16 protein-coding genes and 2 pseudogenes are annotated in these 21,196 nt (G+C 51.6%); 10 read left to right on the top strand and 8 right to left on the bottom strand.

Translation table 11 applies throughout. The annotated features are described in order from the left end of the window. Positions 1-80 precede the first annotated feature (80 nt). From Xedl_RS16420 to Xedl_RS16435, 4 genes are all read right to left on the bottom strand, one after another. Positions 81-548, bottom strand: a complete 468-nt coding sequence (locus tag Xedl_RS16420; RefSeq protein ID WP_074024861.1) for a contractile injection system protein, VgrG/Pvc8 family — start codon at positions 546-548, stop codon at positions 81-83. A 631-nt stretch (positions 549-1,179) separates the two neighbouring features. After that, positions 1,180-3,618, bottom strand: coding sequence for a DUF5906 domain-containing protein (locus Xedl_RS16425; protein ID WP_083600369.1), 2,439 nt, complete (start codon positions 3,616-3,618; stop codon positions 1,180-1,182). A 106-nt stretch (positions 3,619-3,724) separates the two neighbouring features. Then, the gene (locus Xedl_RS16430; RefSeq protein ID WP_074024862.1) at positions 3,725-3,931 is read right to left on the bottom strand and encodes a helix-turn-helix transcriptional regulator; all 207 of its coding nucleotides are present in this window, start codon (positions 3,929-3,931) and stop codon (positions 3,725-3,727) included. Between the two features lie 137 nt (positions 3,932-4,068). After that, positions 4,069-5,340, bottom strand: coding sequence for a tyrosine-type recombinase/integrase (locus Xedl_RS16435; protein WP_074024863.1), 1,272 nt, complete (start codon positions 5,338-5,340; stop codon positions 4,069-4,071). A 180-nt stretch (positions 5,341-5,520) separates the two neighbouring features. On the opposite strand from Xedl_RS16435, the pseudogene tssI reads away from it, so the two are divergent. The 5 genes and pseudogenes from tssI to Xedl_RS16460 form a co-directional block, all read left to right on the top strand. Beyond that, positions 5,521-6,954 (top strand): annotated as a pseudogene (tssI, locus tag Xedl_RS16440) (type VI secretion system tip protein TssI/VgrG); the annotation flags it as partial. A 15-nt stretch (positions 6,955-6,969) separates the two neighbouring features. After that, entirely contained in the window at positions 6,970-8,187 is a 1,218-nt protein-coding gene (locus Xedl_RS16445) for a DUF2169 family type VI secretion system accessory protein (RefSeq protein ID WP_074024864.1), read from the top strand. Positions 8,188-8,230: 43 nt separating this feature from the next. Next, the gene (locus Xedl_RS16450; RefSeq protein WP_279625363.1) at positions 8,231-8,536 is read left to right on the top strand and encodes a DUF4150 domain-containing protein; all 306 of its coding nucleotides are present in this window, start codon (positions 8,231-8,233) and stop codon (positions 8,534-8,536) included. 10 nt (positions 8,537-8,546) lie between these two features. Beyond that, a complete protein-coding gene (locus Xedl_RS16455) occupies positions 8,547-13,199 on the top strand; it encodes an RHS repeat-associated core domain-containing protein (protein WP_244149735.1) in 4,653 nt (1,550 codons plus the stop codon). After that, positions 13,196-13,600: a DUF7674 family protein gene (locus Xedl_RS16460; RefSeq protein ID WP_074024866.1), complete on the top strand. Its 405-nt coding sequence runs from the start codon at positions 13,196-13,198 to the stop codon at positions 13,598-13,600. Before Xedl_RS16455 ends, Xedl_RS16460 begins: the two co-directional genes overlap by 4 nt. Positions 13,601-13,668: 68 nt before the next feature. Here the strand turns inward: Xedl_RS16460 and Xedl_RS16465 are convergent, their stop codons facing one another. Together Xedl_RS16465 and Xedl_RS16470 are read right to left on the bottom strand one after the other, a co-directional pair. After that, positions 13,669-13,989: a SymE family type I addiction module toxin gene (locus Xedl_RS16465; RefSeq protein ID WP_074024867.1), complete on the bottom strand. Its 321-nt coding sequence runs from the start codon at positions 13,987-13,989 to the stop codon at positions 13,669-13,671. A gap of 73 nt (positions 13,990-14,062) precedes the next feature. After that, the gene (locus Xedl_RS16470; protein WP_074024868.1) at positions 14,063-14,464 is read right to left on the bottom strand and encodes a helix-turn-helix domain-containing protein; all 402 of its coding nucleotides are present in this window, start codon (positions 14,462-14,464) and stop codon (positions 14,063-14,065) included. Between the two features lie 101 nt (positions 14,465-14,565). Between Xedl_RS16470 and Xedl_RS16475 the strand changes: the two genes are divergently transcribed. The 5 genes and pseudogenes from Xedl_RS16475 (at position 14,566) to Xedl_RS16500 (ending at position 20,308) form a co-directional block, all read left to right on the top strand. Then, on the top strand, positions 14,566-17,250 hold the full coding sequence (locus tag Xedl_RS16475) for a CHC2 zinc finger domain-containing protein (RefSeq protein WP_074024869.1): 2,685 nt from the start codon (positions 14,566-14,568) through the stop codon (positions 17,248-17,250). A gap of 206 nt (positions 17,251-17,456) precedes the next feature. Beyond that, on the top strand, positions 17,457-18,533 hold the full coding sequence (xerC, locus tag Xedl_RS16480; RefSeq protein WP_279625364.1) for a site-specific tyrosine recombinase XerC: 1,077 nt from the start codon (positions 17,457-17,459) through the stop codon (positions 18,531-18,533). Between the two features lie 575 nt (positions 18,534-19,108). Continuing rightward, a complete protein-coding gene (locus Xedl_RS16490; protein ID WP_074024872.1) occupies positions 19,109-19,357 on the top strand; it encodes a hypothetical protein in 249 nt (82 codons plus the stop codon). Between the two features lie 103 nt (positions 19,358-19,460). Further along, positions 19,461-19,556 (top strand): annotated as a pseudogene (locus tag Xedl_RS39365) (RHS repeat-associated core domain-containing protein); the annotation flags it as partial. Between the two features lie 347 nt (positions 19,557-19,903). Beyond that, on the top strand, positions 19,904-20,308 hold the full coding sequence (locus tag Xedl_RS16500) for a DUF7674 family protein (RefSeq protein WP_074024866.1): 405 nt from the start codon (positions 19,904-19,906) through the stop codon (positions 20,306-20,308). Between the two features lie 68 nt (positions 20,309-20,376). Here the strand turns inward: Xedl_RS16500 and Xedl_RS16505 are convergent, their stop codons facing one another. Next, entirely contained in the window at positions 20,377-20,697 is a 321-nt protein-coding gene (locus tag Xedl_RS16505; protein ID WP_074024867.1) for a SymE family type I addiction module toxin, read from the bottom strand. 73 nt (positions 20,698-20,770) lie between these two features. Next, the gene (locus Xedl_RS16510; protein ID WP_074024868.1) at positions 20,771-21,172 is read right to left on the bottom strand and encodes a helix-turn-helix domain-containing protein; all 402 of its coding nucleotides are present in this window, start codon (positions 21,170-21,172) and stop codon (positions 20,771-20,773) included. Positions 21,173-21,196: the final 24 nt, after the last annotated feature.

Genomic DNA, 21,196 nt, shown 5'->3' on the forward strand with positions numbered 1-21,196 from the left:
CAATACTCTCTTTCGAAAATCTAAGCTGTAACCCATCTCATTTTATGCCTTGTCATCTTAGGTTTAGATATTATGTCATATTAGTATGATTTAGCTATAGCATTGCGTACCCCATTTTCTTTAAGCAGGGTTTCCACAATATCCATCACGGACTGGTTCTGGAAAATCCGGCTATTGACCCGCAGCGAGGCGCGCCATAACAGAGGCTGAATAGTGATATGGTAGTGGCTGGTATGTCGCCCGGTAGACATGTGTGAAAAGTGCGTCACCATTCCGGTGATTTGTCGTTCAATCTGCCCGTTACGGTGAACGGCAAAAGCAGCATTCCGGTCAAGAACATCGGCAACGTTAATGCCCGGTTTTTGGCTGACCAGATTCGGTGTTTTACAGGTCAAGGTCGCTTCCAGACGGAAGAGGGAAGAAAGTGATTCGTGTAGGGAAAAATCAACAACAGCAAAGGTTTGTTCGGGTAGATTTTCTGTAATCAGCGTAAATACTAAACCAGAGCGATCAAGTCGCTGACTGATTTTATCAATTACCCTGTTCATTTGTACGCTCCATAATCTTTGGATATATCAATCCTTAATGAGAGTCTGACTATCAAAAGTCATGTAATGATGAAATCATTGTTGCAGACTTTAGGTACGTTATTTAGCAGGATACAGTAGAATTATTTACACATACAACGATGAATAAAAGTACATCCGATAAATTGTGATTAATCACTCTTCTTAAATAAAACCAGAAAATTACTTAATGTTAATTTCACAAAGCGCAACATATTTAAACCGCACTGACGCGCTGCGCTTGTCTTCTCCGATTTACCGGGCTAATACATTACCCCGGTAAATCGGAGAGCTGAAAAACACCTGCCAGAGAAAACTTTTTTGTTTACCCCCACCGTATTAAAGAAATAGGGATAAAACTGTTCACCCTGTTCACCTTTAAATATTTTATTTAAATTCATATTATTAAAGGGTGATGACTTGAAATTGAACTCATCACCACTCTTCACCCAACCGTTCACCCCGAAGCTGAAAAAAGGTGAACAGGGTTGAATAGTTGTGAACAGTTTAAAAATAACTCTTCACCCTATAATAGGTTGATATATCTGATTTAAATTACAGAGTGAACACTTTTTTATATTCCTTTGAAAATTATCAGCAATAAAGAAAAAAATTATTCTTCTGGCAGGTTATTCCTTGTCAGTTTTGGCATCCACTCGATAGCGGTTTCAATGTTCAGGCTCAAATTGCTGCGAATGCCGTGTTTGCTTTTATTGCGCAGGTATTGCTGATTGTATTCTGCCAGTGCGCCCGGCATATCCATGCCAAAGCGGGTTACGGAAACGGGTTTATTCAGGTTATTGCCTTTCATGTAAGCAAGGTAGGCATGATAAAGGTATTTGCGGGGATTGAACGGCATAATTTCCGCATTACCGATTAACAGGCCGTCAGCTTCATCAGATGCAATCAAGTGGCCGCAGAAATCGACCAGTGGATCGGTGCCACGTTTGATATCCAGTGCTTCTTCTGATTTCTGTTGCTCTGCCAGTAATCGCCTTGCAATTTGTGGATCAGCGAATTTATGCAGTAGATGCCGGATAATGACGGGCAATTCTGCTGCAATTTTATCCCGCAGATGTGGGTCACGTTCATTTTCCGGTACAATCTCAGAAAAATTGAAAATTACCCGACGCCGTGACACACCACCACTGCGATCGCTAAAACTCATGGCATTATTGTTTACTGCCAGTACAACCGCAGGAATACGGGTTGAATAGGGTTGTTTATGCTTCGGATCGATAGCAACTTCATCGCCGCCGGTGATTGCCTTGATTCCAGAGCCATCGCCTACATAGCGGGTCTGGTCTGGCAGGATAATCAGAGAATAACCGACAATCAACGCCCTTTCCCGTGGGTTTTCCAGTGCTGCCATGCTTGCAGAAACCGTGTTGCCTTTGCCTGCCAGCATGGAACAGATTTCAGCAAAAATACTTTTGCCACTGCCTCCAGCCCCGGTAACTTCCAGAAATAGCTGCCAGTCGTAACGGTTCGCCAGCACCATAAACAGGGCTGCCAGTACCCGATCAAATTTGTGCTCACAGTTGGCTGTTGCCCGGTTGAGCCAACGCCAGAACTGAGGCGCATAATCTTGCAGGGTTTCCCCTGAATCGGGGGAATTGAATGCGACATCATTGGCCAGCAACAGCCAGTCATGTTTACGATGAGGCCGGAACTGGCAGCTTTTCAGGTCAAATACGCCATTGCTGAACCCGATTAAGTGGCGTTCTGGCGGTTGCATCATCGGAAGCTGTAATTTCAGAGCATCCACGGCGGAGCTGATACCATGCGGTGAATATGGCAGTTTCTCTTCCATAAAAGCCGCGACCATTTCCCGCTTTAAATCGCGGTCACTGACCGGACGCCAGATAGTGCCATCATAGTGATGCACGGTTTCTGAAGCACCATCCAACGCTAAGTCATTATCATAACGCACCAGCAAGACCTCTCCGCGCTGGCTGGCTCCCATCTGGCAGAGTGTCAGCTTGGAAGATTCGGTATCATTAGGTTGAGCGGCTGCTTTTTTCTTGATTGATGCCGGTTGATAAGGCCCCTCACCAAAAGCCTGCTTTGCTGCTTCAATTCCGTGACTCTGGCGATAACCGTCCCAATCAGATTTGTACTCAGTCGGTGGCAACGTAACCCAGCCATTAACCGCAAGAGCGGCTTTTTCTGCCGAAACCTTGCCGACATTCGTTTTTGGCTTGCTGTTTTTATCCAATTCGTCGGGATGATGCCAGTCATTATCAGCAGCAAAGATGATTTTCGTGTCAGACCAACGTTTCCGGACTGATTGAGCGACGGAGAGCAAATTACCTGCATCCAGTGCGGCCAGAACAGCACCTTTATAGAGTTGGCTAACCGTAAGTGCTGTAGCGTAACCTTCAGTAATAATCACTGTGTCAGGGTGATCTTCCAGCTCTGAGATGGAAATAAACGCACCTTTTTTCTGGCTGCCAGAGACTAATTTTTTCTCGCCGTCGGGTTTGATGATCTGAGCGCCAGTGACTTTTTTATCCAGTGTTGTCAGCGGTAATAACAACGTACCATCTTTCAGCAGACGCTGATTAGGATATTGCAGTTCTTTTACTGTCAGATAAGGCGATTGTCCGGAAACAGTCTGCGCCATCAGTGCCGCGATTCTTTCGGCAATCGGCTGTATTGGATAAGTGATTTCTTTGGCTGGCTTGGGTTTTGGCAAAGGTAATGCCAAAGCATTTGCAACAATTTTTGCTGCTTCAAGAATCGTGATCCCCTCAGTTTTTGCCACTAAATCCAATCCATCGCCATAGTTTGGAATATCACACTGGCGGCAATGCCAGTTGCCATGATGGTGATCATCGATAAAGTGAAAACGGTCAGTACCGCCGCAGACAGGGCAAGCACCATGTTTACCCTTTGCAGGGATATCAATACCACACGCAGGCAGCAGGTTAGACCAAGAATACATGGCGGAGGTTTTCACGGTCTGGATAAGATCAAGCGGTTTTTGATTGCCCGATTTTTTTGGGGCTGTAAATTTAGGACGAGTTTGGTTAGACTGTGTATCAGCCATCATTTTTACCTTTCTTAATGATTGTTGATGAAACGCCTCGCAGTGTTAGCGCACTTCGGGGCGTTGTGTTTTATAGTTTGTTTCTTATGTCATGTTCTCTTATTCGTTATGCCGCCCGTGATTTAGCGATCCACTGCGCAATCCAGTGATCAATTTCTGTTTCAATAAAGGCCACGGAGCGCAGGCCAATTTTAACTTTCTGTGGAAATGCGCCGTCACTAATCAATTTGTAGATCCACGCCTTGCTGTAACCCGTTCTGCGTTGCACTTCCGGCAGACGGATCAGACTGATTTTCAATGCTGCCATTGTCATGTTTTATTCTCCTGTTACCGAGTCCTTGAGCGCTCATCGTGGACGTTGTTGGATGACAGGAGGATTATTGAAAAAACAAGACATAATGAACAGCGTTAACTCTTTTTCTCCCGATGAGAATTAATTTTTAAGTTGCATTATCGGTTTTTCCGGTCGCGCAGCGGTTTGGCGAAGTCATAGGGCGTGATGAATTTTTCCCGGTTCGCATCCAGATAATCTGCCCACCACTGCATCATCAGTCGCCGTTCATCCAGATGTTTAGACGTGTGGATATACGCTGCCCTAACGCTGTTTCGTTCGATATGGCTGAGCTGGCGCTCGATGGCGTCATCACTCCAAAGACCTGATTCCCCCATTGCCCCGCGTGCCATTGTGCGGAATCCGTGTCCACATATCTCGGTTTTAGTGTCGTAGCCTATGTTGCGTAAAATTCTGTTAACCGTTGTTGCATCTATAACTTTCGTGGAATAGTGAGCGCCGGGGAACATCACATCACCGTTACCGCTCAGTTTGTGCAGGGTTTTGATCAGCCGGATTGCCTGATGGCTTAAAGGCACAATGTGATCAGTTTTCATTTTCATACCGCGTTCAGAAAAGGGTACACCATTGATGGGGGTTCGTGTGGCAGGAATTTTCCACAGGGCATTTTCAAGATCGATTTCCTGCCAGCGGGCGAATCTTAATTCGCTGATGCGGACAAATGTTAATAGTGTCAGCTCGACGGCTATTTTGAATATTAAGCGTCCACGGTAGGCGGATAAGCGTCTCAGGAAATCAGGTAAATATTCATGGGACAGAGCCGGGCGGTGGTGACATTTTGCAGTAGTCAGTGCGCCTGCCATGTCGTTAGCCGGATTGTATTCCAAAATGTCATTCTGGACGGCGTAGCGCATAATCGAAGTGATGCGTTGGCATAAACGCTGGGCAATTTCATGTTTACCCTGTTCATCAATGGCTTTGATCGGAGCTAACAGTTGGCTGGTGCGTAATGTGGTAATATCACGTGTGCCAATGCAGGGGAAAATATATTTTTCAAGGCTACGTAATATTGTCTGGCGGTAATTTTCATCCCAACGCTTATTACTGGCATGCCAAACACGGGCGACTTGTTCAAAGGTATTCACTTTGGCCGGAGAAGATGGACTTTTTTTCTCTGCTTTAGGGTCAATGCCCTGTGCCATCAGCTTTTTAGCTTCATCACGTTTAGCACGAGCTTCGGCTAATGATACGGCTGGGTAGACACCAAACGCCATCCGGTCTTCTTTTTTATCGGTAGGGCGATGGTACTTCATGCGCCAATATTTAGATCCGCGTGACGTGATCTCCAGATAGAGACCTCCGCCATCGGCAAGTTTGTAGGTTTTTTCTTTGGGCTTTGCGGTTTCAACTTGTCGGGCGGTGAGTTTCATTATTAGGGTATCTCTGTAATCGAATAGTCATCATCAAATGGTAAGTGCCCCAGATTATGCCCCGCACTGCATATTGATTGCAACAGACTAAACTAGACGTAAAAATAAGAGATCACACTGATTTTGTTGTAGTTTATAAAAATTATTTTACTTAGCCAGACCTCACTGGAAGTTGAGCTGGTTCCAGTATCAGAAAGCGACTTTGATTTCCTGCAACGGCTGACAGCAGAAGAGGGAATTTTCTACTTCTTCGAATGCAGCAACGGGCGCAATACGCTGGTGTTCGCTGACGATTGTGGATCAGTGCCGCCGGGCATCCGCCTACCCTATCAGCCGGGGGAGGGCAGTACGCTGGGCGAACCGGCGGTCAACAGCTTGACCAGCAGTGCACAGGTGCGTCCGGCTCAGGTACAGCTTAAGGATTACACCTTCAAGAACCCAGCCTGGCCGGCAGAATTTCAGCAGCAGATACGGGATGAAAATCTGCAACAACTGTATTACGAGCATTACGACTATCCGGGGCGCTTTAAGGACGAGGCACATGGCAAGGATTTTACCCGCTACCGACTGGAGGCACTACGCAGTGATGCCGTGACCGGACAGGGCAGCGGCAATGCCATCGCTCTGCAACCGGGCAAACTGTTCATCCTTGATAACCATCCACGGGAAGACCTGAACCAGTCATGGCAAACTGTTTCCACCCATCACAGCGGTAGCCAGCCACAGGCACTGGAAACAGCCAGCTCAGGCTCTGGCACCACATTACTCAGCCATTTCCACTTCATCCGCCAAAATCAGAACTGGCGGCCGGCGCCATTGCCTAAACCGGTGATTGATGGTCCGCAGATTGCCAAAGTGGTCGGACCGGCGGGGGGAGAGATTTTCTGCGATCAGTATGGCCGTATTCGCCTCCAGTTCCCATGGGATCGCTACGGCAAGAGTGACGACCAGAGTTCCTGCTGGATACGGGTCAGCCAGCCGTGGGCAGGTCAGGGCTGGGGTATGCTCGCTATCCCCCGTATTGGACAGGAAGTGGTGGTGGACTTCCTGCACGGTGACCCCGATCAGCCGATAGTCACCGGGCGGACTTACCATGCCAGCAACATCCCGCCGGGGGCTTTGCCGGGCAGCAAAACCCAGATGGCCTTTCGCTCTAAAACCCACAAGGGCGAGGGTTACAACGAACTGCTGTTTGAGGATGCCAAAGGCAGTGAACGGTTGGCACTGCACGCGCAAAAAGACATGTACACCAAGGTACTCAATAACCGTGATACCCATGTGATCGCCAACCACAGAGAAACCGTGGAGAAAAACCAGATCATCAAGGTTAATGAGAACAAAGAGGAAACGGTTACCCTCAACAGCACGGAAATCGTGAAGGAAGTGCGCAAACTCATCACCGGCAAGGACTACATTATCGAAGTCGGTGCGCATAAGGCAGAGACCATCACCCATACCCTTTCCATCACGGCCGGTGATGTGATTGAGCTGAAATGCGGTGCCAGCGTCCTGCGTATGGACAGCGCGGGCAAAATCACCCTACAGGGCAGTGAGTTCAAGTTTGAAGCCAGTGGCCCGATACAAATCACCGGTAAAGATATCGACCTGAACTAAAAAGGACAGACTGAGATGGAATTTCGTAACCTCACCCCCTTTGCAGTGATGAATTATTCGATGTTGGATATCGAAGACACCGAACATCACGTAGCCGTCATGAAAATCGGCTATCAACTGCTGCCTGCCGGACAGGGGGAATACAGTGCCGAACTACTGCCCGCCCCGCCCTTGTGTTTACAGGATGAATACCGTGGGCAGATGAATGCTTCGCAGGTATTGCAGGAAAGTGATCTTGCTCCATTTAAGCCGCGCTGTGACGTGATTGTTAACGGCACCGCGTATGCGCCTGATGGCCGTCCCTGTCGCGAATTTCCCGTACGGTTGGAGGTAAAAAACAAGCAGGGACAGCCCCTGCTCGACAAAACTTTGACCGTAACCGGCGAACGGGAATTTATTCGTGATGCCAGCGGCAACTGGCAACTGACTGAGCCAAGACCTTTTACCACGCTGCCACTGGATTATCGCTATGCCTATGGGGGCGAGTGCAAAATTCAGGCAGATGATAAAACGAGCGAACACCTCAAGGAAAGTGATCGTCTGACACCCGAACAGCGCCAACAGCATCCAGATGGGGAAAATGCACCGGTTGCTCATGCCGTTTGTGAAACCAATCCGCTGGGAACGGGGTTTATCACTCCGTGGTACACCAACGCCAAACGACTCACCCGTTACTCAGCACCGCGCATTATCCGGTCGGATGCACCTTTCACCGCTCAGCATTTTGCGGCGCAACTGAATGGCACGTTACCGCCCGATACACCGGCCTGTCAGCCCCAGGGCATGGGCTTTATCGGTCGCCCGTGGTTGCCCCGCCGCCAGTTAGCCGGCACTTACGATGCCGACTGGCTGGCACATCGTCATCCTTATCTGCCGAAAGATTTTGATTTCGGTTACTGGAACGGCGCGCCGACTGACCAGCAGATTGACTGGCCGGACACTGATATCACCCTCACTCTGAGCGGCCTGACACCTGACGGAAACTTGCATGTCAGACTGCCGGGGCATCGTCCGTTTATCCTGCTGCGAATGCACAACGGTATGCTGCTGCCTGTGCCAATGCGTATGGATACGTTAATACTCGACAGCGAAGCCAAAACGTTACACATGACCTGCCGGCTGAGCTTCAAAGCTGATATACCTGTGCGAGTGGCTGAAGCGCGGTTTGAAATTAACCCTGATGCACCATTGCTCAAATTGGCCCCACTGGAAGAGGAGAAAATGGATGGCTGATAACTACCTCGCCCGCACTGCGGGTAGCTGGATGATTGTCGGCATGCTGCCGGACGTGTGCAAAACCCCGATGGGATCCTCTACACCCCCGATCCCCTATCCAGTGGTGGCGAAACTGGCAGACAGCTCAGCCCCGGAGAAAACCGTGCGCGCCAACGGCCTGCCGGTGGTGGTATTTGCCCAGAGCTTTGTGCCACAAACCCTTGGCGACCAAGCCGGCGTGGCAAATGGCGTGAAAAGTGGCACTGTGGGTGGCAAATGCCATCCACAGGAGCATACCCGCACGGTACGCGCTGGTAACAAGTTGGTGCTGCGTCACGGGGATAAATTTTGGATGAACGGGGCATAAGGAGGGAACCATGTCAAATACGATACTCGTCACACCGGATAGCATCGATGTCAAAGCCGAAAAATATTGTAAAGAATTTAACATTCGCACGCAGGCTGAGGCAGAAAAAGCGCTAAGCAATGCGGATACGTTATATCGGCAAAGTTCGCTCTTTTACGGTGATTACGGCAACGATCCGGAATTAGACGTTTACTATAATCAGGCAGACGCTGATTTCACCGCCCAGAATTTTAAGAAAATGGCTCAAGAGACCGTTGAAAAATTCAAAAGTGGTGAATTTCCAAAGAAAGAATGGGAAGAGGAAGAAAAGGAAGCAAGCGACTATCCCGAACCCAACGCTGCCTTACCCCAAAAGCCTCGAGACGATAGTCCGACCGGAGAAGGGAATACGATAGGAACCATTGTAGGGCAAGCACCCCAAGCTGACTCTCCCCCGCATGAGGCTAATCCTGCTGTTAAGCCTGAAGCGCAGGCAGAAAAAGGCATGTGGGATAAAACTGTTGACTGGTTTCAGGAAACTGCCGATGACGTCAACCAATGGATTGATGAGAGTAAACATAATTTGGGAGAAGCCTGGAATAATCCAGGGGAAGCAGCTATCGGGGCAGGAAAAGCGCTCTGGAATACCATCCCTGAAATGGGGGAATTGCTTGGCAAAGGGATGGTGATCGTCGCAACGGCTCCCGCCGTTGCTGCCGAAAAAACCTGGGAATATATGGGCGGCTCTCCTGTTGGCATTTCTGAAATTCAGCAAAAGGCCGTGGCGGCGGTCAATGCTGATGCAATTAAGATGGAAATGAAAAGCGATGCAGAAAAAGGGGGAGCCCTCGCTTTTGATATCGGTAGTATCGCTATGGGAGGGGCTGGGATACTTAAAAGCGCAGCAAAAGGCGCAGCCAAAGCTGGAACCAAGGGGTTGAGTAAAGAATCCAGATCCGCCGAAAGTGCAGCCGGTGCCAAAATCAAAGGCCAATCGTCGGAAACCACCACTCCCCCACACGATAAACCCAAAAACGCTAAAGAAGACAACGTTGACAACAAGTCCAGCAACAAAGAAGGGAGTTGTAACGGGACGTGTACGAAAGAAGGTGAGCCTGTGGATGTGGCCACCGGCGACTTCCTGCAAGTCTGGCCGGTGATTGCCATTCCCGGCTTGTTGCCCATCACCCTGACCCGTACTTATCGCTCCACCGCCAAATTCAGCGGCCTGTTTGGGCCGAAATGGATGGATGACTGGTCACGCCAGCTAGTGTTGAGCGACGGCAAGGTAAATTTCACTGATGCTGATGGCGTGATCTACGATTTCAGCACGCCGGAAGATCAGGTCCTCGCCCGTAACCAGCATATTCCTCATTACGTGTTAACGGGGGAGCTGACGGGCGAACTGCAACTCACCGATCGCCGGTCCCAGCTCACTTACCATTTTAATCACGCGATTGGATCTCTGCGTAAGCTGTCCGCTATCACGGATCGCCGCCAGAATGCGATCCGCTTTATCTATGATAAGCAGTCACAACTGATTGAAGTCACGCGCACCGATGGTTTCCGGCTAGTGCTGGGCTATCAGGGGCAACGGCTCCAGACAGTGGATTATCTTGAGCAGCAAAAACAGCAACGGCTGGTGACCTGCCACTATGACCCACAGGGCTACCTGCATAACTGTGATGCGTTCCAGCATAACCACCTGTGGCATGAATATGATATGCAGGGGAGGATGATCCGCTGGCACGATACGGATCAGACGGATGTCACACTAACCTACGATGAACGCGGGCGGGTACTGACAACGGCCACCTCTCATGGTTATTGGTGTGACCATTTCCACTATGATGATCAGGCGCGCATCACCACCTATCGGGATGCCGAAGGCGGTGAAACCCGGTATCACTACGACCATAACAATCTGGTGATCCGTGAGGTTGACCCGCTGGGGCGTATTACCCGCCGCCAGTGGCGTCACAGCCAAATCGTCTGGGAAGCTGATGCAGCAGGCGGTATTACCACCTTCGATTACAACCCGGACGGGGCGCTGACCGAAGTGAAGCTGCCGACCGGCGACACCTTTGCTTACGGTTATGACGAACACGGGCAGCTTATCGAAAGTGTCCGGCCAACCGGCGAACGCTGGCAATTTCATTATGATGAGCAGGGCAATCTGACGGCGCTGACTCATCCGCTGGGACACAAGGAAGAATACCACTACGGCACCCACGGTGAATTACGCCAGCGCTTACTGCCGGATGGGCGCCAGTGGCACTACGCCTATGATGAGCAACAGCGGCTGGCTGCGGTGATGACGCCGGACGGCCAGACCACCGGCCTGCAACTGGATGCGCTGGGGCGCCTGCGTCAGCTCACCGATGCCCTCAAACAGCCGACCCGCTACCGTTACAGTGACGCCCATGCCAGTCTCAACGGCAGCCTGACCGAAGTGGAACTGCCGGATGGCACCACGCAGCAACTGGCCTATGACAGTGAGCGGCGTGTGGTGGCAGTGACTGATGGCGAAGGGCGCACCACGCGCTACACTTACGGGGCATTTGACCTGCTGACTCAGGTGACCCGCCCGGATGGCACTGTCTTGCGCTTTGGCTATGACCGCCTGACCCGGCTGAATTCAGTCACCGCCTCCACCGGCGAAACCTACCGCTATGAGCGGGATGCCGCGGGTCAGATTATCCGGGAAACCGATTTTACCGGGCGTACCCTTAGCTATCAGTACGATATCCTGGGGCGCCGCACCCAGGTGCAGTATCCCGATGGTCAGCAGCTCCGCTGGCACTACGCCGCCACCGGTTTACTGGTCAAACAGGAAAGCTGGCAGCCGGAAGAGAACCAATGGGTGCTTAAGGCCACCACGACTTACAAATACAACGCCCGTCACCAGTTGGTGATAGCGACCAACGATGATGCGGTGGTGGAATACGAATATGATAAGGCCACCGGTTTGCCCGTCTGTGAACGTATCAACGGGCGGGAAATTACCCACGAATGGGACAGCCTGACGGGGCGTCCGGTCAGTGAACGCCTGGATGGTCATACCCTGTACTTTGGTTATAACCTGTCGGGTGCCCTGAACCACTTTCAGCTCAACCAGCATACACCGCTGACACTCCAGCATGATGCGCTGGGACGGGAAACCGTGCGGGAAAGTGCCAATGGGTTTATCCTCGCCAGCCGCTACACCGCAACCGGCCTGTTGGCGCACCAGTCGGCGGGGCAGGCGACCCCCTTTTTCCGGCAAACGCTGGCTCAAAACGACCCGCACTTTCCGCCCCAGGCCACGGCTGTTAACCGGAGCTGGCAATACGACCGGGCGCATAATGTGCGGGTGATTGATGACAGCCGTTGGGGGCAGACCCGCTATCGTTACAACACGAACGACCAGATACTGCATACCCTGTTTGACGGCGCGCGTCCGCATGAAGAGCAATTTAGTTATGATGCCAACGGCAACCTGAGCCAGCACCTGCCTGTGGATGCCTACGGCGCGATGGCACAAATTACGCAGCGCCAGAAAGCCGGGCGGGTGATACAGCAGGGGGATAACCGCTATCGCTATGATGACAATGGGCGTCTGGTGGAAAAAACCGAACAGCGTGACGGCTTCCGCCCGCAAATCTGGCGCTACCGCTGGGATACGCAAAACCAGCTCACCCACTGTGAAACCCCGGATGGCTCGCGCTGGCAGTACAAATACGACCCTTTTGGCCGACGGCTCCAAAAGCTGAAAGTGCACGATGGCAAGCTGGCTGCTGCCAATTTACAGCGCTGGCTGGCCGGCAAACCGGATTTAGCACCGAGAGCTGATGCTATCATGGGGCAGGCTTACCTGTGGAGTGGCGACCAGCTTATCGAAGAAACGCCGATTTACGCCGAGGGTACACCGGTAGAAGATCAGCGTGTCCGCTGGCTCTATGAACCCGGTGCATTAACACCGTCGGCGCGCTTTGAAAAAGGCAAGTTACACTATATTATCAGCGACCATCAGGGCACGCCCCGTGAAATGTTGTCCGAGGAAGGGGTACTGGTCTGGGCGCAGCGGCTGACAACCTGGGGCAAGGCGGATCGTTTTCAGGTCCTCGCCTCCAATAACCCGGATTATCATGTCAACTGTAACCTGCGGTTTTTAGGGCAATTTGAAGACGAAGAGTCGGGTTTATTCTATAATCGCTTTCGCTATTACTCGCCGGAGACGGCTCAGTATATTTCGGCAGACCCCATCGGGTTGCTGGGCGGGTTTAACCCGTATTCGTATGTGCATAATCCGATAGGATGGGTAGATCCGCTGGGATTAGCGAGTTGTCCTGTCGATATATTAAAGAATGCCAGAAAAAATAATCATGCCATTTCAGCAGAACAAAGGCAGCAAATAATAGATTCAATAGAGAATCCTAAGCTGCAAAAAATGTTTGAAGAACTATATCGGCCAGGTGCAAATATTCCTGATGGAGGTACAGCAGCTTCTATTCTGCATACAAAGAATACTGGGCAATTAGTCGGTGGTTCAGACCATGTAAATAAAGGTAAGGATTATTTAACAGCATTGAAAAATTTATCTAGTGGTAATGGAAGGTATAAAAATGAGGCTCTAAGCCCATCGGATAGAAGCTTAGCAAGCTACATGATAAATGATTTAAGGAACGCATTGGGGCATTTATGACGAATGATGAATTAATTGATAAACTAAATAATTTTTTTCCTGTGTTTCGAGAAATACATGGCGAGCATGATGGTATCTATCTAATATTTGGAGGTTTTGGTACGTTTTTTGCTGATCTGATAAATCTATATGGCTCTGGTAAAGTAGAGGAGAAAAGCTATTTTTCTCAAAACATCGCCTCTATTTACAAAGATGAAGATATATTAATAAAAGAAATAAAGAACATATTTAGTTTTGTCGATGACTTATTTCTTTATCAAGGTGATGACGTAAAAGACATATTAAATACGTGTATCTTTGAAGCAATAATGGGAAGTGATTATAGTTACAATTTGGCTAGAAAATATCTTAGCAAAGAAACTTATAATCACTATTTGGAAATAACTAAAAGAGTTATTTAGTTCAAAGCCGGAAAGATCCCCGTGATCTTCCGGCTTTGTTCTTTTTAAGAGCTGCTCACTCCCTGCCCTTAGCGGCTTTTGTAGTCACCAATCAGCTCCCGCATTTTGAGCTTAATCTCACTGAGCTGGTCTTGCTGGCGCCGGTACTGTTGCTTAATGGTGCGGGTGTCGTCACTGTCGGGGATCAGCACCAGACAGCCCTCCATAATCTTGACGGTGAGTGTACCGCCAATATCAAACCCCGCAGCCTTAAGCCACCTTCCCGTTAAATTTATCGCGGGTCTGGGGTTCGGCCTGCCGTTTTGCGGCACGTATCCCACGGTGTAATAACGCTCTGTTTTTATAACTTTATTTACTGCACGGTTTTGCTTAGAATGCGCCTTAGCCATCATTCAACTCCTAGATAGTTGGTTGTGGTGAGCGGCGTTGGTGAGGTGAGAACTCATCAGCGCCGTGCTGTTTTTAGCGTTGCCTTATGCTCTTCTTAACTGCCTTCTCCACGTTGACTTTAGTCACAAAACTGTCAATTACCATAATCAACGCTCTTTGCTCTTCATCCGGTAGCGCATCGGCTTGCTGCCAAAGTTCATGTAACTCTGCGTTGCGGATCTTCACATCCTTGCTGGCCTCAATCCTCCCCACTAGTTCATCAAGAGAAACCTGTAACACATCAGCCATTTTGATCAATGTATCCAACTGTGGCGAGATGTGGCCGCGTTCCCAGCGGTTATAGACACGAGGCAGAACGCCGATCATCTCTGCAAGGCGTGTCTGCGTTAATCCTCTGGCTTCACGCAGAGTGCGCAGACGTTCGGAAAATGTGGGCATATCAAGACCTATCATCAGAAAATCAATGCCTGTCATTATATGCCCTCCTTTTAAGCTGCCTGTTGTAATGTCCTAAATATGCGATTATTATATATCGCATATATGTCTATTGACAAGGTTCAGGGAGAAAGAAATTTATGGCTCGCATTCCCGAAGCAGAATTACAGCACCTGAAAACCGCCGTTCCCTTAGTTGCCATCATCGAGCAGCAGGGGCGGCAGTTGTTTAAGCGCGGTAAAGACATGACCGTGCTGTGCCCGTTCCATGAGGAGAAAACGCCCTCGATGGTCATTACCCCAGCGAAAAATCTCTACCACTGTTTTGGCTGTGATGCGGGCGGGTCGGTGCTGGATTGGGTGATGCACACCGAGGGTCTGAGCCTGCGCCATGCCGTGGAGCGCCTGCGTGCCGTGCTGGGGCACAATCCGGCCGTGGAGCCGCTGGTGCAGCCGGAAGAGCTGGCCGGTGATGCCATCGGGCAACAGGTGTTGCTGTCACGGGTGGTTGCGTTTTATCACCATACGTTGCTGAATGCGCCGGAGGCACAAGCGTACCTGTCCAAACGGCGGCTCAACCATCCTGAACTGGTCAGCCATTTTAAGCTGGGCTTTGCCAACCGAACGCTCGCTTACCGTCTGCCAGCCAGTAAATACAAGGCCGGAGCAGAGATCCGCCGCCGCCTGCAAGCCATCGGCGTGCTGCGGGAGAACGGGCGGGAGCACCTGCGCGGCTCGCTGGTTGTGCCGGTGATGGATGCGCAGGGGCAAATCCATGAGCTGTACGGGCGCAAAATCGGTGACGACCTGCGCCAGTCCATTATCCGCCATCTGTACCTGCCGGGGGCACACAAAGGGGTCTGGAATGAAGCCGCGCTGGGTGCCTCCAAAACGCTGATTCTGTGTGAATCGCTGATTGATGCGATGTCGTTCTGGGTGACGGGGCAGCGCAATGTGACGGCGGCCTATGGAGTGCATGGCGTCACGGCTGATCACTGGCAAGCCTTTGAACAGTACGGCATTAAGCAGGTGCTGATCGCTTTCGATAATGACAGCGCCGGCAATGATGCCGCGGTCAAACTGGCGGCGGAACTGGCGGCCAAAGGCATCACGCCGCTGCGCGTGGTGTTCCCGTCGGGCAGGGATGCCAACGGCTATCTGTGCCAGATGGCGGAACCCGAATCGGCCTTTGCCCTGTTGATTGAGAGTGCCGTGCCGATGCAGGATGTGGCGGGCATGGTCGCCCTTGCGCGCCAGACACCTGAGCCAGAATCCGCTTCCCCTTTAGCGGCTGAACCCGCACCCAATGTCACACCAAATGTCGTCTGTGAGTCCGGTGAGCATGGCGAGCTGCGCGTGTCAGTCGGCACACTGCAATGGTGTCTGCGCGGGCTGGGCGCGGTGAAAGCGGGATCGGTTGCCATGAAGCTCAATGCGCAGGTGCTGGACAGGCAAAGCGGTGTGCTGTTCGCTGACGGGGTTGATCTGATGAGCGGGCGTTCACGCAACAGTTACGCCCGACTGGCTGCCGCTGAGCTGGGACTGGCCGAAGGCGACCTCCGGCGGGCACTGGGGCAGGTGTTACTGGCGGTCGAACAGTGGCAGCAGCAAGGCGGCGTGGCCGCAGTCGCCAGCATCCCGAAAATGAGCGACAGCGAGCAGGCAGCGGCACTGGCCTTGTTGCAAGATCCCTACCTGCCCGCCCGTATCACCGCTGACTTAGCGGCCTGTGGTGTGGTCGGCGAATCCACTAACTTGCTGGCCGGTTTTTTGGCGGCGGTGAGCCGAAAGTTACCCAAACCGTTAGCGGTACTTATCCAGAGCAGCAGCGCCGCCGGCAAATCCTCACTGATGGAGGCGGTGCTCAATCTGATCCCAGAGGAGGAGCGCATCCAGTACAGCGCCATGACCGGCCAGAGCCTGTTTTATCTGGGGGAAACCAATCTCCAGCACAAAATCCTCGCTATCGCCGAAGAAGAGGGCGTGCGGCAGGCGGCCTATGCGTTGAAGTTGTTGCAAAGTGATGGCGAGCTGACGATGGCCAGCACCGGCAAGGATGAGGCGACCGGCAACCTCGTCACCAAAAGCTATACCGTCAAAGGTCCGGTGATGCTGATGCTGACCACGACCGCCATTGATGTGGATGAAGAGCTGCTCAACCGCTGTCTGGTGCTGACGGTCAATGAATCCCGCGAACAGACGGAAGCCATCCATGCGTTGCAGCGCCAGAAGCAGACGCTCGAAGGCTTGCTGGCCGAGAACGAGCGGGACTATCTGATGCAGCTTCACCAGAACGCCCAGCGGCTGCTTAAGCCGTTGAATGTGGTCAATCCGTATGCGTCGCAACTGACGTTCCTGTCAGACAAAACCCGTACCCGCCGTGACCATATGAAATACCTGACGCTCATTCAGAGCATAGCGTTGTTGCACCAGTACCAGCGGGACATCAAAACGGCAGAGCATCGCGGCAAGACGCTGGAGTACATCGAAGTGAGCAAAGACGATATCCGGCTCGCCAATCAGTTGGCGCATGAAATCTTAGGCCGGACACTGGACGAAATGCCGCCGCAGACGCGTAAGCTGTTATTGCTGATCCAGGGCTGGGTAAAAGAAAGCGGCCAGCCCCGCCACGAAATGCGGTTTACCCGCAAACAGTTGAGGGATGCCGTGCAGTGGGGCGATACCCAGCTTAAGGTGCATCTCTCACGACTGGTCGAAATGGAATACCTGCTGTTGCACCGTCGTGGCCTGACGTTCGTCTATGAACTGCTGTTCGACGGGGCAGACAGTGATACCGCCCACCTGAGTGGCCTTATTGTTCCCTGAGCGGGCAGTATAACGTTATCCGGTCGGGGTTAAACCCCAGTCGGTCGCCTGTCAGTCGGCTTGTTGTCGGCAGGTAGTCGGGATGGTTAAATCCCGGCAAAGGCAGATACAGCAAGGCTTCCCCTCAAAGTGGTCGGCATCAGCCCAAAAACACTGTTCCGCCCGTACAGCTCTCTTCGCTACCCACACAACAAAAAAGAAGGAACATCCGCATGACAAGCTCACCTAATCCCCTGCTCGCCACCTTACGGGCGCAACTGGACGCGTACCTCGATACGCTGGCCGCACAGGGAAAAAGCCCGCGCACACGGGAAAGCTACCGGGAACGGCTGTTACCGTTCGTGGACTGGTGCGAACAGCGCACCGTGCAGTATCCGGCACAGGTGACGCTGGTATTGCTGGAAAGCTGGCAGCGCTATCTGCGGGCTTACCGCAAAGCCGATGGTCAGCCTTACAGCCATAACGGCCAGCGTGAACGGTTAATCGCCCTGAGGCTGTGGTTCCGCTGGCTACTGCAACGGCATCACATCCTCTACAATCCGACCGAGCAGTTGGTGTTACCGAAAGAAGAGAAGCGGTTGCCCGCCCAGATACTGAGTGAACGGGAAACCGTGCAGGTGCTGGACAGCCTTGACGACCAAAGTATCTTGGGGCTGCGCAACCGGGTGATGCTGGAAGTGCTGTGGAGCAGCGGCCTCCGGCGCATGGAGCTGCGCCAGCTCCGGCGGGGTGATATCGACGTCGAACGGGGGGTCGTGGTGGTTAATCAGGGCAAAGGCCATAAAGACCGGGTGGTGCCCATTGGCGGGCGGGCGCTGGGCTGGCTGACACGCTATCTGGTGCAGGTTCGGCCACAGTTGGCAGAAAGTCATGACAGCGGTTACCTGTTTATCTCGCAAAAGGGCAGGCCGCTCAGTCTGGGGCACTTGACCCAAATCGCGGGCAAGGCCATCCGCCATCAGGCGCAGCTAGACAAGCCGGGCGCCTGTCACCTGTTCCGGCATTCCATGGCGACGCAGATGCTGGACAATGGCGCGGATATCCGCCATATCCAGGCGATGCTGGGGCATGAGAAACTCAACACCACCCAGGTGTATACGCGGGTCGCCATTAAACAGCTCAGGCAGGTGCACAGCCAGACCCATCCGGCCGAGCGGGCAGATAACCAGCCGCCAAACGCTGACACCGAACCCCCGAAGAGCCGCCCATGCCCTGAATCCGCGGAAAGTAGCGTGCCAGACAGCCACCCCGATGCCAGCGGACAGCGCCCCCGTCCCCGTTGAGTTCGCGGGGGGCGGGGCAGGGGCAGACCGTGGCCGGCCTGCCCGTCAGCTTCAGTGCCGGCGGGGGTAAATGGGCAATGGGCAGCGGCGGCCACGGTGTCCCCAACCACTGTGTGCCGGCTGCCCAAAGCCCATTTAACATAATGCAGGGAGATTATGCGAAATTCGCCGTGCGGCCACCGTGTCCCGCCAACCGCCGAAGGGCGGCTCACATCGCATAATCTGCATTATGTCTGGCGCCCCCGCTTATCGGCCTCGCGGGGTGCACCGCACAAGGCTGGCGCCTTCTGCTCTAGACTTCTGAGCCGATCCCTGCCAAAAACCGCGCCAGACTAAAACACCGTGCCCCCCGTCCGGCTAAAACTGCGTCTTCTTTAGCGGCCTTGGGTGGCTCAGGCAAAGAACCCTGTAGGCAGGTCGGCCTGCGGCCTCCGCTGTTTTACCTCCCCCGCCCCGACCCCGCTGCACTGGCTGCGCGCGGCTCGCAGTCGCTGCGCTCCTTGCTCGTTGCCGTGCTCGCCATCTCCGCCCCGTGCAGCCCCCGGAGGGGGCTTCCCTTAAATAAGGTCGCGGTCATGCAAAACCGTGGCAAAGCCCAAAGCAACCGTGCACCAGAGCGTCGCAGGGCGCCGCTTGCGGACTCTGTGCCGCCCGCCCCCGCAGAACGGCCGCCCGCCGCCCAAGCAAGTTGGGCGACGTTCGCCCGTTGCCGTGAAAAACCGCACAAAATCAATCTGATTATCCCATCAATCAGAAGAAGGGGCGCTATACTGCACCGCGGGGCAAGCGTCAAAACAGGGCAAAAGTGCACTTCGGCATTTTAGGTTCGCGGGAATGGGCGGAACGGGTAAAAGGGGTTCTTTAACAAGATGATAAATAAGGAAAAAATCGCTTAAAACCGTATAACCGCACCGGAACCTGCCCTAAGACCCCATCGGGTTGCTGGGCGGGTTTAACCCGTATTCGTATGTGCATAATCCGATAGGATGGGTAGATCCGCTGGGATTAGCGAGTTGTCCTGTCGATATATTAAAGAATGCCAGAAAAAATAATCATGCCATTTCAGCAGAACAAAGGCAGCAAATAATAGATTCAATAGAGAATCCTAAGCTGCAAAAAATGTTTGAAGAACTATATCGGCCAGGTGCAAATATTCCTGATGGAGGTACAGCAGCTTCTATTCTGCATACAAAGAATACTGGGCAATTAGTCGGTGGTTCAGACCATGTAAATAAAGGTAAGGATTATTTAACAGCATTGAAAAATTTATCTAGTGGTAATGGAAGGTATAAAAATGAGGCTCTAAGCCCATCGGATAGAAGCTTAGCAAGCTACATGATAAATGATTTAAGGAACGCATTGGGGCATTTATGACGAATGATGAATTAATTGATAAACTAAATAATTTTTTTCCTGTGTTTCGAGAAATACATGGCGAGCATGATGGTATCTATCTAATATTTGGAGGTTTTGGTACGTTTTTTGCTGATCTGATAAATCTATATGGCTCTGGTAAAGTAGAGGAGAAAAGCTATTTTTCTCAAAACATCGCCTCTATTTACAAAGATGAAGATATATTAATAAAAGAAATAAAGAACATATTTAGTTTTGTCGATGACTTATTTCTTTATCAAGGTGATGACGTAAAAGACATATTAAATACGTGTATCTTTGAAGCAATAATGGGAAGTGATTATAGTTACAATTTGGCTAGAAAATATCTTAGCAAAGAAACTTATAATCACTATTTGGAAATAACTAAAAGAGTTATTTAGTTCAAAGCCGGAAAGATCCCCGTGATCTTCCGGCTTTGTTCTTTTTAAGAGCTGCTCACTCCCTGCCCTTAGCGGCTTTTGTAGTCACCAATCAGCTCCCGCATTTTGAGCTTAATCTCACTGAGCTGGTCTTGCTGGCGCCGGTACTGTTGCTTAATGGTGCGGGTGTCGTCACTGTCGGGGATCAGCACCAGACAGCCCTCCATAATCTTGACGGTGAGTGTACCGCCAATATCAAACCCCGCAGCCTTAAGCCACCTTCCCGTTAAATTTATCGCGGGTCTGGGGTTCGGCCTGCCGTTTTGCGGCACGTATCCCACGGTGTAATAACGCTCTGTTTTTATAACTTTATTTACTGCACGGTTTTGCTTAGAATGCGCCTTAGCCATCATTCAACTCCTAGATAGTTGGTTGTGGTGAGCGGCGTTGGTGAGGTGAGAACTCATCAGCGCCGTGCTGTTTTTAGCGTTGCCTTATGCTCTTCTTAACTGCCTTCTCCACGTTGACTTTAGTCACAAAACTGTCAATTACCATAATCAACGCTCTTTGCTCTTCATCCGGTAGCGCATCGGCTTGCTGCCAAAGTTCATGTAACTCTGCGTTGCGGATCTTCACATCCTTGCTGGCCTCAATCCTCCCCACTAGTTCATCAAGAGAAACCTGTAACACATCAGCCATTTTGATCAATGTATCCAACTGTGGCGAGATGTGGCCGCGTTCCCAGCGGTTATAGACACGAGGCAGAACGCCGATCATCTCTGCAAGGCGTGTCTGCGTTAATCCTCTGGCTTCACGCAGAGTGCGCAGACGTTCGGAAAATGTGGGCATATCAAGACCTATCATCAGAAAATCAATGCCTGTCATTATATGCCCTCCTTTTAAGCTGCC

The organism is Xenorhabdus eapokensis (genome assembly GCF_001908105.1).